The organism is Pseudomonas sp. TMW22080 (genome assembly GCF_022496745.1).
GTDB lineage: Bacteria > Pseudomonadota > Gammaproteobacteria > Pseudomonadales > Pseudomonadaceae > Aquipseudomonas > Aquipseudomonas bubulae.
In genome coordinates this window covers 722,171-736,194 of record NZ_SCFF01000002.1, presented here as the reverse complement: position 1 = coordinate 736,194, position 14,024 = coordinate 722,171, and the positions used below count along the sequence as shown (strand labels likewise).

The following is a 14,024-nucleotide window of genomic DNA, read 5'->3' as shown; positions in this document are numbered from 1 at the left end:
GCGTTCAGTGATTTACAGCAGCGGTGATACGACTTGCTGCTCGCGCGGCCAGGCATCGAGCACGGCCTTGAACAAGGTCGCCAGCGGGATCGCAAAGAATATCCCCCAGAACCCCCATAAACCGCCAAACAACAGCACCGCGCAAATGATCGCCACCGGGTGCAGGCTCACCGCCTCGGAGAACAGCAGCGGTACCAGCACATTGCCATCCAGGGTCTGAATGATCCCGTAGACCGCCATCAGGTAGATAAACTGATCGCTCCAGCCCCACTGGAACAGCGCAATCAGCAGCACCGGCACCGTCACCACCACCGCCCCGACATAGGGCACCACTACCGAAACCCCCACTAGCAGCGCCAGCAAGGCCGCATAATTGAGGCCCATGGTGACAAAGGCGATATAGGTCACGCCGCCACAAATGATGATCTCGATCACCTTGCCGCGAATGTAATTGGCAATCTGGCGGTTCATTTCTTCAGCCACGCGGGTAATCAATGCCCGTTCACGGGGCAAATAACCCCGCACCCAACGGCCAATCACCGCGCGGTCCTTGAGGAAGAAAAACACCAGGATCGGCACCAGCACCAGATAAATCATGATGTTGACCAGCAGCGGCAAACTGGACAGCGAAAAGGTCAGTGCCAGTTGCCCGAACTTGCCGATTTCACCCCGTGCAACTTCGATGGCCTGTAACACCTGCTCATCCGACACGAGGTGAGGGTAGCGCTCAGGCAGCAACAGCAACAACGATTGCCACTTGGCAAGCATGCCCGGCAGCTCGTTGAACAGGGTGATCAACTGATGCCAGAGCAAAGGCACTACCACCACCAGAAACACCAGCAACAGCCCCATAAACAGCGCAAACACCAGCCCGACTGCCGCCGCGGCCGGCATCCGCATGCGTTCCAGTGCAACCACCAGGCCCTGCATCAAATACGCCAGCACCATGCCCGCCAGCACCGGCGCCAGCATGCCGCCCAATGTCAGTACGGCGGTGAAAGCCAACACCAGCAACACCGCCAGCACCACCGCTTCTTCATCAGAGAAATAGCGCTGCACCCAACCACGTAAAACCTTGAACATCGATATTCCTTAAAAGAAAGTGCAGCGCTTCTGCGGCAGCGATTCATTCGCGAGCAGGCTCGCTCCCACAGCGAGGTCAAGCAGGCTCAGGCCTTGCGTAACCAGTAGCGATAAGTGCCAGCATCTACTTCTTCACGCAGCAATTCATGGCCTGCCAGGCGCGCGAAGGTACGAATGTCCCGTTGTGAGCCGGCATCGGTGGCAATCACCTTGAGGGTCTGGCCACTGCCCATTTTGTTAAGCGCCATCTTGGCCTTGAGCAGTGGCAGCGGGCAATTGAGCCCGGCAGCATCCAGTTCGGCATCATGGGCCAGCACATCAGTCATTGCATACGTCTCCACAGAGGGCTTTTTTTATGCGGGCTAGAATACCCCAAGCAACCCCGCCACTGGTCGCCAGCCAAGTGTCCAGCTACAGTAAGCGCTTTACCGACCAGAGCCTTGTGCATGACTTTTCTGCGCCCTACCCTGTTGACGCTCGCTTGCCTGCTCGCATCACCGAGTTTCGCCGACGATTTACCGTCTCTGGGTGACGCCAGTTCGTCCATTGTCTCGCCACAGCAAGAGTACCAACTGGGCCGCGCCTGGCTGGGCATGTTGCGCGGCCAGGTGTCACAACTCAACGACCCGCAGCTCAAGGACTACGTCGAGACCAGTGTCTACAAACTGGTCGAAACCAGCCAGGTGCAGGACCGCCGCCTGGAATTCATCCTGATCAACAGCCCGCAGCTCAACGCCTTCGCCGCACCCGGCGGCATCATCGGGGTTAACGGCGGCCTGTTCCTCAATGCCCAGACCGAAGGTGAATATGCCTCGGTAATGGCCCACGAACTGGCCCACTTGTCCCAACGCCACTTTGCCCGTGGCGTGGAAGCCCAGCAGCGCATGCAACTGCCGATGATGGCAGCGCTGCTCGCCGGGATCATCGTTGCAGCCTCTGGCGCAGGAGATGCCGGCATCGCTGCGATTGCCGGCACCCAGGCTGCGGCCCTGCAAGAGCAGCGACGCTTCTCGCGCCAGAATGAGCAGGAAGCTGACCGCATCGGCATTCTTAACCTGGAGAAAGCCGGTTACGACCCGCGCTCCATGCCCACCATGTTTGAGCGCCTGATGCGCCAGTACCGTTTTGATGGCAGGCCGCCGGAATTTTTGCTGACTCACCCGGTCACCGAGTCGCGTATCGCCGACACCCGCAACCGCGCGGAACAGGCCCGGCCAGGCGGCACTGAAGACAGCCTGCGCTATCAGTTGATCCGCGCCCGGGTGCAACTCAATTACGAAGAAACCCCGGGGCTGGCGGCCAAACGCTTTCGCCAGCAACTGGATGAAAACCCGAAAAATAACGTAGCCCGTTATGGCCTGGCGATTGCCTATATAAAAGGCAGCCAGTTCAACGAAGCCCGCGAGACCCTCAAGCCACTGCTGGAAAAGGCGCCCAACGACATCACCTATAACCTGGCACAGATCGAGCTGGACATGGACAGCAACCGCCTGAGCGAAGCCCAGCAACGTATCGACCGGATGCGCACCCTGTACCCGGGCAATTACCCGCTCAATCAGGCCCGGGTTGATTTGCTGCTCAAGCAGAATAATCCCAAGGAAGCCGACAAGGCCCTTGAGGCGCTGCTCAAGAGCCGCCCCGACGACCCGGATGTCTGGTATTCGGTTGCCGAGACCCGAGGTTTGTCAGGCAATATCATCGGCCTGCACCAGGCCCGTGCGGAGTACTTCGCATTGGTGGGGGATTACCGCCAGGCCATCCAGCAGCTGGATTTCGCCCAGAAGCTGACCAACAACTTTCAGCTGTCGGCACGCCTGGATGCTCGCAAGCGGGAGTTGATGGATCAGGAACGGGCGCTCAAGGAAATGATGAACTGAGCCTGACTGGCTCAGTTCCTGTGGGAGCGGGTTTGCTAATCAGGCATTCCCCGCCAGCTTCAACCGCGCTGCCTGGGTGAAATCGAGCATGCGCTTGAGCGGGCGAATGGCATGGGGCACCAGTGCCGGGTCGACAAAGATTTCGTTGCTGCCCTGCTGCAAGCATTCCAGCGTGCGCTCCAGGGTATTCATCGCCATCCACGGACAGTGCGCGCAACTGCGGCACGCCGCACCGTTACCCGCGGTCGGGGCTTCGATAAACACCTTGTCCGGGCACAACTGCTGCATCTTGTAGAAAATGCCGCGATCGGTGGCCACGATAAAGGTCTTGTTCGGCAGGTTCTGCGCCGCAGCGATCAACTGACTGGTAGAGCCCACGGCATCGGCCAGATCGATCACCGACTCTGGCGACTCCGGGTGCACCAGAATCGCTGCATCCGGGTACAGCGCCTTCATGTCTTCCAGCTGCTTGGACTTGAACTCTTCGTGAACGATGCAGGCACCGTCCCACAGCAGCATGTCGGCACCGGTCTGGCGCTGGATATAACGGCCCAGATGCTTGTCCGGCCCCCAGATAATGGTTTCGCCGTTATCCATCAGGCTTTCGACGATTTCCAGCGCGCAGCTTGACGTCACCACCCAGTCCGCCCGGGCCTTGACCGCCGCCGACGTGTTGGCATACACCACCACCGTGCGCTCGGGGTGCTTGTCGCAAAACGCGGAGAACTCTTCCACCGGGCAGCCCAGGTCCAGCGAGCAGGTGGCCTCCAGCGTCGGCATCAGCACGCGTTTTTCAGGGGTGAGGATTTTTGCGGTTTCGCCCATAAAGCGCACACCGGCGACCAGAATGGTCTTGGCCGGGTGAGCCGCGCCAAAGCGGGCCATCTCCAGGGAGTCAGAGACACAGCCGCCAGTTTCTTCGGCCAGGGCCTGAATCACCGGATCACAATAAAAGTGCGCCACCAGCACCGCGTCGCGGGCTTTAAGTTCAGCCGCGATTTGCGCCCGCAGGCTGAGGGCTTGAGCCTCAGTCAACGGCTTGGGCTGCTTGGCATCAAGGTGGGCTTGAACCAGAAGTCGTTCAGAAATTTGCGTCATGTTCGCAAGACCTGCAAGCGCTGTTGCGCGAAAGTCGAGTGTACCACCAGCTCCGGGCCGGCAAGCCCCGCTGGGAGAATGTATGTATCAGGCACGGACAAGCACTGAAGCGCGACAAGGCTACAGAATATCCTTGGGATTCAAAAGTTTAATGTGGGTATCAGGCAGGTAGATGCAGGCTGAGGGGCCTGCATCGGCTTTAGAACGGGGGATTTTACTGAATCGCCGCCAGTACCAGCTCGGCCACCGGCCCGCCCGATGCCGGGTTTTGCCCGGTAATCAGCCGTCCGTCTGCGATGGCAAACGGTGCCCATGGGGTGCCGGCCTTTTGATACAAGGCACCGCGCTTCACCAGCTCGGTTTCGGTCAGGTACGGCACATGCTGGCTTAATCCGGCCAGGTCTTCCTCTTCATTGGAAAAACCAGTGACTTTCTTGCCCTTGACCAGCAGTTCACCATTACTCAGCTTGATATTCAGTAAACCCACAGCGCCATGACACACCGACGAAACCACCCCGCCGTGCTCATAGATATGACGGCTGAGCGCTTGCAGTTTCTCGTTGTCAGGAAAATCCCAGATCACACCATGGCCGCCCGCGTAATAAATGGCGATATAGTCATCCGGGTTGACCTGATCCGGCGTCAGCGTCGCCCCAAGCCGGCTCATAAACGCTTTGTTGTGGTACCACTGCCAGTCAATCGGCGACGCCATGTCGGCGGCAAGGCTGTGGGGGTCGATCGGCGTGTACCCACCTTGCGGGCTGACGTAGTCGACGGCATAGCCTGCGGCCTCGACCTTGTGCACAAAATGCACGGCCTCGCCCAGCCATAAGCCTGTGGCGCGATCAAGGTTCGGGTATTTCTCGACGCTGGTCAGTACCACCAAAATCTTCTTGCTCATGGTCAACCTCCTGTTTGTGCGGACACCGGCAAACCGGTGGGAACAAGAGCATAGACCACGCCAGCGCGCATTTGTCCTAGCCTGCCCAGACCGCCGCCGGCACACACACCACCCCGTCAAACAGCAACCGCGCCGTGCGCATCAGCCCGCACCCAGCCAACTGGCCGTGGTGCAAACGCAGCTCCACCGTGAACTCTCCTGTCGGGTGTTCTACCGAAAGTTGCCGCACATCCCCCTTCCCTACCCGGGCCAATCCTGCCGCCACACTCCCCTCGATCAAACACGCGGCAGCCACGCTGACCGCCCCGAATACGCCAATACTGGTATGGCAGCGATGCGGAATGAATGTACGTGTACACAACGCCCCCCCCGCCTGTGCAGGTGCCACCAGGCACATTTTCGGCACATTACGCTGGCGCACATCACCCAGGTTCATGGCCAGACCGGCCTGCATGCGGATCGACTCAAGCCGTGCTCTGAGCGCAACGTCCGCATCCAGCTGTGCCGGGCTTTCATAGCCACTGCATCCCAGTTCCTGGGCCCGCAGCAACACTACCGGCATGCCATTGTCAATGCAGGTCACTGCAACTCCGTCCAGCACATCAACAGCGTTACCCGTTGGCAATAGCGCACCGCAGCTGGCCCCGGCGATGTCTTCGAACTCGACGACCAGGGGCGCGGCAAATCCCGGCACACCATCGATTCGCGCATCACCGCTGTAGCAGACACGGCCGGAAGATGTGGGCACATGGGCAATCGCGATCTGCCCGCTGTTCTGCATATATATCCGTACCGGGGTTACATCCCCCGCCACTGGCACCAGCCCCCGCTCAAGGGCAAACGGCCCGACGCCGGACAGGATATTGCCGCAGTTCTGGCCGTAGTCGACTCGCGGCTCATCCACCAGCACTTGCGCAAACAGATAGTCCACATCAGCGTCCGGCCGGGCAGACGGCTGGATAATTGCAACCTTGCTGGTTAGCGAGTCGGCACCACCGATGCCGTCAATCTGCCGGCTGTCCGGCGAACCCATGACCGCCAGCAGCACGAGATCACGCAACAGCGGGTCTGCGGGCAAGTCGCTGGCCAGAAAATACGCGCCCTTTGAGGTGCCACCGCGCATCAACAGGCAAGGAATGCGGGTCTGGGTCATGCTCAGCCCCCGAGTTCTTCAATGCTGTCGACGTAACGCAGGCCTTTCTCGGCCAGCCGCCCGCGCATGTTATAGATATCAAGCCCCAGCTCGCCCTTGGCCAGGCGCAGGGCTTTGTGGTCTTCCAGATCAGCCCGCTCGCGGCTGGCCTCGACCACCTTCGCCACCTCGACGCGGCGCACAATCACTACCCCGTCGTCATCCGCCACCACCACATCCCCAGGGTTGACCAGTTGCCCGGCGCAGATGATCGGCAGGTTCACCGAGCCCAATGTTTCCTTGATCGTGCCCTGGGCACTGATGGCCCGCGACCACACCGGGAAGCCCATGCCACGCAAGGTATGGGTGTCGCGAACTCCCGCATCGATAATCAGTGCACGCACACCACGGGCCTTGAGCGAGGTGGCCAGCAGATCGCCAAAATAACCGTCGGTACAAGGTGAAGTCGGTGCCACCACCAGAATGTCGCCGGGTTGGCATTGCTCCACGGCAACATGGAACATCCAGTTATCCCCTGGCGCTACCAGCACTGTCACTGCCGTGCCGCTGATCACCGTACCGCGCTGGATCGGTGTGATGCGAGGGGCCAACAGGCCTTTGCGGCCCTGGGCCTCATGGATCGTGGCCACCCCGTAGCGTCCCAGTTCGTTGACCAGCGCCGCGTCGGCACGGGGGATATTGCGCACGACCAGGCCGGTTTTACCCATCAGTTCGCTCATGCCAGGTTCTCCGTCACACGCGGGAAGATGCTCTGGTAACCCTCGGCATACTCGATATTGCGCCCCGAGGCGATACCCACGTTGCGCTTGGCCTGCACCCCGCGCTGCAAAGCAACACGGGTGTAGTACTCCCACAGATGTTCCTGACCGGCCATGCATTGAATGGCCGCGTATTTTTTGTCCCACACATCGGTGATATCCAGCAGCACATCCGGGCGCCACTCGCACTGTTCCGGCTGATGCGGCTCGAAGCTGTACACCGGTGGTGCCCCGATGATTCTCTCGCCCGGCCGGTAACCTTCGGCCTGAGCAATGATGCGTGCCTCCTGGGTCAGGTTCATGGCCAGCGGATGATCGTAGTTGAACGGGTCCTTGATCGAATGGCTGAGCACAAACTCCGGCTGCACGCGGCGAAACACATCAGCCAGGCGAAACAGCGTGTCCTTGTCGGCGCGCATCGGGTAGTCGCCGATATCGAAGAATTCGACGCTGGCGCCCAAAATATCCGCGGCCTGCTGTGCTTCCTCGCGGCGCGCCTGCTTGACCCGCTGTTCACTCATCTCGCCTTTGCGCCACAACTTGGCGGATTCACCGCGCTCGCCATACGACAGGCAAACAATGTGCACCGCATAACCCTGTTGCGCATGCAAGGCGATGGAACCGCCGGCGCGCCAGACAAAATCGGCCGAGTGGGCACTGACAACCAGTGCGGTTTTGGGTGATGCATTCATGTGCGGGCTCCTTCAACAGTTGGCCAAAGGATCGCACCCACCTGCCGCCCCGGAGTAATGCATAAGCTTGTTACAGGTATGCGTTTTATTTATTGCCAGCTCATCTTCCAGGCAGGCATAGTCCCACCGTATTGCCCAATCAAAGAGCCTGCCCCCATGCAGCCGAGTGAGCTACCCAGCCTGATGCACGTGCGCGCCTTTGTCCGGGTGGCCGACTACGGCAGTGTGTCCAAAGCCTCTGAAGCCCTGTTCCGGGCACAGTCGGTCGTGACCCGCTCGATTTCCGAACTGGAGGCTCGCCTCGGCGTGCTGTTGTTTGAGCGCCATGCCAACGGCATGCGCCTGACCGATTACGGCACCCGCCTGCTGCCTCGCGCCCGCCGCGTGCTGGCCGAACTGGACAGCGTCCCGCAGCTGCTCAACGGTGCAGACAAAGCCCAGAACGAGCCGCTGTACCTGTTTCAGGCCCGACGCCTGCAAGTCTTTGTCAAACTGTGCGAAACCCACCATATGCAGACCGTCGCCAGCCTGCTCGGGCTGAGCCAGCCGGCCATAAGCTCGACCCTCAAGGTGCTCGAAAGCGGTTGCGGCCAAACCCTCTTCGAACGTACGCCACGGGGCCTGCTGCCCACCCGCGCCAGCCTCGACATCCTGTTCCCGGTGCGCCGCGCCCTCAATGAACTGCGCCATATCGACACCGATATCAGCGCCCTGCAGGGAGCGCTGCAGGGTGTGGTTCAGGTGGGTGCCCTGCCCTTGGGCCGCACCCGCATCCTGCCCGAGGCCATCGTGCGCCTGATGCGCGAACACCCCGGCATCCAGGTGATCACCAACGAAAGTCCGTTCGATCTGCTGGCCACCGAGTTGCGCGCGGGCGATGTCGATTTTATTTTCGGCGCCTTGCGCTCGACAGCGTACGCCAGCGACCTGTCGGGCGAGGCCTTGCTGACGGAGGAGATGGTGGTGCTGGCGCGACGCGGTCATCCGCTGTATTCGAAAAGTGCCTTGCAGGCCGAACTGGCTGATGCGCAATGGGTACTGCCACGGGCCGGCTCGCCGGCGCGACATATGCTCGACGACTGTTTTACGGCATTTGGCATTGCGCCGCCGCGCCCGGCGGTCGAGAGCGGCGACATGGCGATCATCCGCGGCCTGCTGCTGCGCTCGGACATGCTCGCGGCGGTGTCCGCACACCAACTGGAGCCTGAAATCGCCAGTGGCGAGCTGTGCATCCTGCCGCTGGAACTGCGCCATACCTCCCGCGCCATCGGCCTGACCTCACGCACCGCCAGCCTGCACTCACCGGTGGCGCAGGCGTTGATGGACGTGATCCGTGAAATAACCCGAAGTCAGAGAATATTCAACGGATAGCTGACAATCAGACGGTTTTCATCAAACTCGCTGGTGCTGTAGTCGCGGCGTATCGTCGAGTTGCGGATGCGCAGGTTGAGGTCTTTGAACGTGCCACTCTGCAGGGTGTAGGCCAGCTCGGTTTCACGCCCCCATTCCTTGCCATCTGTGATGGTGCCGGTATGCACGTTGCTGCCACTGAGATAGCGGTTCATCAACGTCAGGCCGGGCACCCCAAGCGCCGCAAAGTTGTAGTCGTGGCGCAACTGCCAGGACTTCTCCCGGGCACTGTCGTAGCTGGAGTTGTACGTGTCATTGGCCAGGGTTCCGCCGCTGGTGCCATTGACCCGCATCCAGCCGTCATCACCGCTGACCTTTTGCAGGCCCACATAGAACGTGTTGCCGCCATAACGGGCCGAAAGCAGCGCCGACACCGTGCGGTTATCCAGGTTGCCGGCTTTGGCACTGCCCTCTTCGGTACCCCGGAAGTAACCCAGGTTGGCCCCCAGCGTCCAGTCGCCCAGCGGCTGGCTGTGGGTCACTTGCAGGTATTGCTGCTGGTAGATGTCCTTGAGCTCGGCATTCCACAAGCCGACCATCGTGCGTTTTTCGTTGAAGGTGTATTCGCCGCCGACAAAGTTGAAGCGATCGGATGTAACCGTCGCTTTGCCCTGCATAAACATGTCGTCCATGCTCGAGTCGTTACGCGGGCTGTTTTTGCGGAATTGGCCGCCGTACAGTGTCAGGCCATCAAAGTCCTGCGAGGTTACCTGAGCGCCTTCAAAGGTTTGTGGCAGTGAGCGACCATCATCGGAACGCAGGATCGGCAGCACCGGCATCCACTCCCCCACTTTGAGCACGGTCTTGCCGATTTTCATTTTCCCGGCCACCGCCAGACGCCCGAAATCGTCAGCCGGGCGCCCGTCACTGCCCACCGGCAACAATTGGGTGCCACCACTGCCCTTGCCGCCATCGAGCTTGATCGAATACAGGCCCAGCGCATCCACCCCGAAGCCGACAGTGCCTTGGGTAAAACCCGACTTGGCGTCCAGAATAAAGTTCTGGGTCCATTCCTGAGCCAACCCCTGGGCATTGCCCGGGTTGGTAAAATTGCGGTTGATAAAGAAATTGCGCAGGTTCAGGTTGACGCTGGCATCGTCGACAAAGCCGGCCGCCTGGCCTGGTAAAGGCAACGCACAGGCAAGCGCCAACGCGCAGAAATTGCGTGAGTTGAGGGTGACAGTCATTGTTATTGTTTTCCGTTTGTATTGGTTAATCGCCCCCTTTGCGGGGGCAACACGATCAGCGCGAAGCTTTGCCCGCCACTGAATAGAGCACTTGCTGATTGCGGGTCTGGATAAAGTCTTCCAGGCTTTCGCCGCGCATGGCGGCATATACCTGCAGATTGGGAATACCCAATACCGCCGCGAGTTTTTCCAGCACAAAGAAAATCACTCCGTAGTGGATCAACCCGCGCCAGTCGCGACGACGCAACAGGTCACGTTCTTCTTCGCTGAGCCCGGACTCGGCAAACATCGCCTCAGGCCCGGCCAAAAAGCGCTGGCGCCATTCGGGCTCGATCATGCGGTGCAAAAACTTGTTCAGGCGATAGCCCTTGGCACTGCGGGCCAGGGTGAAGGGGTAAGTGCCTGGCAACTTCTCGATCCCTGCCAGTTGGTGCTGCATATGTGCCCGATGACGGGCATTGACCTCGGCCGGCACCGGGCGATCCTGGTTCTCCAGCAACAGGGTGGCAATCCCGGTCATGGACGGCAGGTAGTAATCCTGATGCAGGTTTTTCACCACAGCCGACAACGCACCGCGCATGATCAGCCAGGTAATGACCTCTGCCCCCTCCAGGCCGCCAAGGGTGGCAAACTCGGCCAGGGTCATTTCAGTCAAACGCACCGGATCATTGACCAGCAGGTCGACAAACTGCGCATCCCACTCCGGGTTGTTGAAGCCGCAACGCTCCCCATGCACCTGGTGGGAAACCCCGCCGGTGGCGACGATGGCGACCTTCAAATCCTCTGGATAACTTTCGATGGCGCGGCGCAGCGCCAGCCCCAGCTTGTAGCAGCGCAACGCACTGGGAATGGGGAACTGCAACACGCCGACCTGTAGCGGCACGATTTGCACCGGCCAGTGCGGCTCGTGGGGCAGCAGCGCCGACATGGGCGAAAAGAAACCGTGATCCAGCGGTTTGTCACGGAAAAAACTCATGTCGAATTCATCGGCCATCAGGCTTTCGCCGATATGCCGGGACAGGGCCGCATGCCCGCCGACTCCCGGTAACGCGCGCGGATTTCCGCCTTCGTCGGCTACTTCGTAACGCTCATCCACCCCCAGAGAAAACGCACCGTAGTGGTCGAAAAAAAACGACGTCACATGGTCATTGAAAATGTAGAACAGCACGTCCGGCTGCTGCTCTTTCAGCCACACCTTGATGGGTTCAAAACCATCAAATATTGGTGCCCAGGCGGCCTCGTTCTGTTTGTCGTGATCAACGGCGAAGCCGATGGTCGGGGTGTGTGATACAGCGAGGCCACCTATGATGCGAGCCATGACGAATTCCTTGAATAATAAGAGTTTATTGCGCCAGCACCGCACGGCTGACAGCCCGTTGCCGTGCCCGGCCATTGCCCATGATTGCCAACGCAGCGATAAAGGCCGGCACCGCCAGCATCGCGAACAGTAACGGTAAGTCCAGCCCCAGGCTGAGCACCGCACCGCCGATCAGCGAGCCGAAAATCGCGCCAAAACGGCCAATGCCCAACATCCAGCTCACGCCGGTAGCGCGGCAGTCGGTCGGGTAGTAGCCCGGCGCAAAAGCGTTAAGACCGGTTTGCGCTCCGCTCATGCAAAAGCCTGCGGCAATCACGCCCACGGCCAGCAGGCTGGACTCCAGGCTGAATGCCCCCAGCAGCAGGATAAAGGCACCGCCCAGGGCATAGGAGGTGGCGATCACGGCATTGGGATTGCGTCGGTCCATTGCCCAGCCCACCACGATGGCACCCACCGTGCCGCCGATCTGGAACAGCCCGGTGATGGTGGCGGCACGCTCGATGGACAAACCACCGTCACGCAGCAGGGTCGGCATCCAGCCCATGGTCAGGTAGATCACCAACAGGCCCATGAAATAGGTCAACCACAGAGCCAGCGTGCCGAAGCGGTACTGCCTGGTGAACAGCATGCGCACTGGCGCTTTGTGCTGCACCTGGGGTTCGGACATGACAAACCGGGTGGCGGCAGTGAAAGTGCCGCCCAGCTTGTTCAGCACCTTGGCAATCTGGCTGGCCGAGGCATTATGGGCCGCCAGAAAACGTGCGGATTCGGGTAGCAGCAACCACAGGAACGGCAACAGCAGCAGCGGCATGATTCCGCCAAACAGCAGCACCGACTGCCAGCCATGGCTCGGGATCAACCAGGCTGCGACAAAGCCGCCGAGTCCGGAGCCCATATTGAAACCGGTGAACATGATGGTGATAAACAGCGAGCGGTTGCGTTCCGGCAAGTATTCAGCCAGCAGTGTGGTGGTATTGGGCAACGCCGCCCCCAGCGCCACCCCGGTCAGCAGGCGCAGGGCTGCCAACTCATAGGGATTACGGGCAAAAGCGCAGGCCAGGCTCAGCACGCTAAACCCGGTCACGGCAAACAGCATGATTTTCTTGCGCCCCAGACGGTCGGCGTATGGCCCCGCAGTCAGGGCGCCAATGGCCAGCCCGACCATTCCCGCGCTCATCACCGGGCCGAAAGCAGCGCGTGACAGGCCCCATTCCTGGATCAGTGACGGTGCGACAAAGCCCATCACCGCCACATCGAAACCATCGAACAACACAACGAAAAAGCACAGTGCAAGAATCAACCACTGGTATTTGGCGACGGGCCTGTCATCGATCCAGGCCTTGATATCGACCGTTTCGTGAGTCATGTTTTCCACCTTATTATTTTTGTAGAAATTGCGACTGGCACTGGCATAAGCGCAGGCCAAAAAAAGTCATGCCCAACAGTCGAACTGTTGGGCATGACTCTAAGGCCGCCGATGCCTGCCCCGCCTCTGGGAAATCCTTAAGCGGGTATCGATTTTTCTTATCAGGTGTTCCACACGTTCGTGCGTACCGCCTTGCTTTTCTACTTAAATCTTGCCGAACACCTTGAACACACTGATGATCGCAGGCCCGATGGCCACCAGGAAAAAGCTCGGCCACAGGCAGAAGATCAGTGGAAACACCAGCTTGGTACCGACTTTGGCGGCCTTTTCTTCAGCCAGCTGGGTGCGCCGATCGCGAAACTCTTCAGCATAAATCCGCAGGGTCGTCCCCACACTGGTACCAAAGCGAATGCTTTGTGCCAGCAAGCTCACCAGCCCGCGAATATCTTCCAGCCCGGTACGCTCGGCCAGGTGCTTGAGCGCCTCAGTACTGGGCACCCCGGCACGCACCTCGGCGTTGACCAGCGCCAGTTCCATGGCCAGGTCAGGCTGGCTGACGGCCATTTCCTCGGCCACCCGTTCAATAGCCTGGGGCAAGGCCAGGCCCGATTCCACACACACCACCATCAGGTCGAGGGCATCCGGGAAGGCAATGAGCAACCGCGACATGCGCGACTTCTTGCGTGAGCTGACATAGATCGCCGGTATCAACCAGCCCACCCCGAGCGCTACTGCCAGGATGCCGCCCCCCAGCAGCAGCGACATGTTGGGAATAAACGGCAATGCCAGAAGCGCAATACCCATCAGCAGCAGTGGCAGCAGCAGACGAATCGCCCAGTACACCTGCACCGCAGACGGCGAGCGATAACCGGCATGGATCAGCAGGGTCCGGGTGGCCGATGCCCCCCGGGTCTCACCGGAGCTGAAACGCTGCCCGACCTGCTCCAGCATCATTTGCAGATTGCTCGGCGGCGCCCGGTGGTCGACACCATGCCCGCGCTTGATCAACATCAAGCGCCGCTGTACCGGGCTTTGCAGGCCCTTGACCAGCACCGCCAGGGTGACCACCACCAACACCACACTCAGGCCGATAAGCCCGGCAAACAGCATGCGGGTCAGTTGCTCGTTACCCACCATCCGGTTGATCAGTTCGAGTAAATAGTTCATGTCACCCTCCAGGG

The 14,024-nt window shown here is 60.2% G+C and carries 13 protein-coding genes; 2 read left to right on the top strand and 11 right to left on the bottom strand.

All coding sequences use genetic code 11. The annotated features are described in order from the left end of the window. Positions 1–12: 12 nt before the first annotated feature. Together EQV96_RS09780 and EQV96_RS09775 are read right to left on the bottom strand one after the other, a co-directional pair. Positions 13–1,083: an AI-2E family transporter gene (locus EQV96_RS09780; RefSeq protein ID WP_095001722.1), complete on the bottom strand. Its 1,071-nt coding sequence runs from the start codon at positions 1,081–1,083 to the stop codon at positions 13–15. A gap of 86 nt (positions 1,084–1,169) precedes the next feature. Next, positions 1,170–1,409, bottom strand: coding sequence for a sulfurtransferase TusA family protein (locus EQV96_RS09775; RefSeq protein ID WP_095001723.1), 240 nt, complete (start codon positions 1,407–1,409; stop codon positions 1,170–1,172). 120 nt (positions 1,410–1,529) lie between these two features. On the opposite strand from EQV96_RS09775, the gene EQV96_RS09770 reads away from it, so the two are divergent. After that, positions 1,530–2,960 carry a M48 family metalloprotease gene (locus tag EQV96_RS09770; protein ID WP_095001724.1) on the top strand — a complete coding sequence of 477 codons (1,431 nt, stop codon included), beginning with the start codon at positions 1,530–1,532 and terminating at the stop codon, positions 2,958–2,960. A gap of 39 nt (positions 2,961–2,999) precedes the next feature. Here the strand turns inward: EQV96_RS09770 and nadA are convergent, their stop codons facing one another. From nadA to galB, 5 genes are all read right to left on the bottom strand, one after another. Then, the gene (gene nadA / locus EQV96_RS09765) at positions 3,000–4,058 is read right to left on the bottom strand and encodes a quinolinate synthase NadA (RefSeq protein WP_095001725.1); all 1,059 of its coding nucleotides are present in this window, start codon (positions 4,056–4,058) and stop codon (positions 3,000–3,002) included. A 214-nt stretch (positions 4,059–4,272) separates the two neighbouring features. Next, positions 4,273–4,959 (bottom strand): type 1 glutamine amidotransferase domain-containing protein, encoded by a 687-nt coding sequence (locus tag EQV96_RS09760; protein WP_240881908.1) that lies wholly within the window; start codon positions 4,957–4,959, stop codon positions 4,273–4,275. Positions 4,960–5,035: 76 nt separating this feature from the next. Continuing rightward, positions 5,036–6,112 carry a 4-oxalomesaconate tautomerase gene (locus EQV96_RS09755; RefSeq protein ID WP_095001727.1) on the bottom strand — a complete coding sequence of 359 codons (1,077 nt, stop codon included), beginning with the start codon at positions 6,110–6,112 and terminating at the stop codon, positions 5,036–5,038. A gap of 2 nt (positions 6,113–6,114) precedes the next feature. Then, positions 6,115–6,831 (bottom strand): 4-carboxy-4-hydroxy-2-oxoadipate aldolase/oxaloacetate decarboxylase, encoded by a 717-nt coding sequence (locus EQV96_RS09750; RefSeq protein WP_095020913.1) that lies wholly within the window; start codon positions 6,829–6,831, stop codon positions 6,115–6,117. After that, positions 6,828–7,562, bottom strand: coding sequence for a 4-oxalmesaconate hydratase (galB, locus tag EQV96_RS09745; RefSeq protein WP_240881906.1), 735 nt, complete (start codon positions 7,560–7,562; stop codon positions 6,828–6,830). The genes EQV96_RS09750 and galB overlap by 4 nt, the downstream gene beginning before the upstream one ends. Positions 7,563–7,718: 156 nt before the next feature. Here galB and EQV96_RS09740 point away from each other — a divergent pair, with 156 nt between their 5' ends. Then, complete coding sequence (locus EQV96_RS09740) at positions 7,719–8,933, top strand: LysR family transcriptional regulator (protein WP_095001730.1); 1,215 nt, start codon at positions 7,719–7,721, stop codon at positions 8,931–8,933. Here EQV96_RS09740 and EQV96_RS09735 read toward each other — a convergent pair. The 4 genes from EQV96_RS09735 to EQV96_RS09720 form a co-directional block, all read right to left on the bottom strand. Continuing rightward, positions 8,912–10,159 carry an OprD family porin gene (locus tag EQV96_RS09735; protein WP_095001731.1) on the bottom strand — a complete coding sequence of 416 codons (1,248 nt, stop codon included), beginning with the start codon at positions 10,157–10,159 and terminating at the stop codon, positions 8,912–8,914. The genes EQV96_RS09740 and EQV96_RS09735 overlap by 22 nt on opposite strands. A gap of 55 nt (positions 10,160–10,214) precedes the next feature. Beyond that, positions 10,215–11,477 carry a gallate dioxygenase gene (locus EQV96_RS09730; RefSeq protein ID WP_095019332.1) on the bottom strand — a complete coding sequence of 421 codons (1,263 nt, stop codon included), beginning with the start codon at positions 11,475–11,477 and terminating at the stop codon, positions 10,215–10,217. Positions 11,478–11,502: 25 nt separating this feature from the next. Further along, positions 11,503–12,843 carry an aromatic acid/H+ symport family MFS transporter gene (locus tag EQV96_RS09725; protein ID WP_095001847.1) on the bottom strand — a complete coding sequence of 447 codons (1,341 nt, stop codon included), beginning with the start codon at positions 12,841–12,843 and terminating at the stop codon, positions 11,503–11,505. A gap of 204 nt (positions 12,844–13,047) precedes the next feature. After that, complete coding sequence (locus EQV96_RS09720) at positions 13,048–14,010, bottom strand: type II secretion system F family protein (RefSeq protein ID WP_095001733.1); 963 nt, start codon at positions 14,008–14,010, stop codon at positions 13,048–13,050. Between the last annotated feature and the right edge of the window lie 14 nt (positions 14,011–14,024).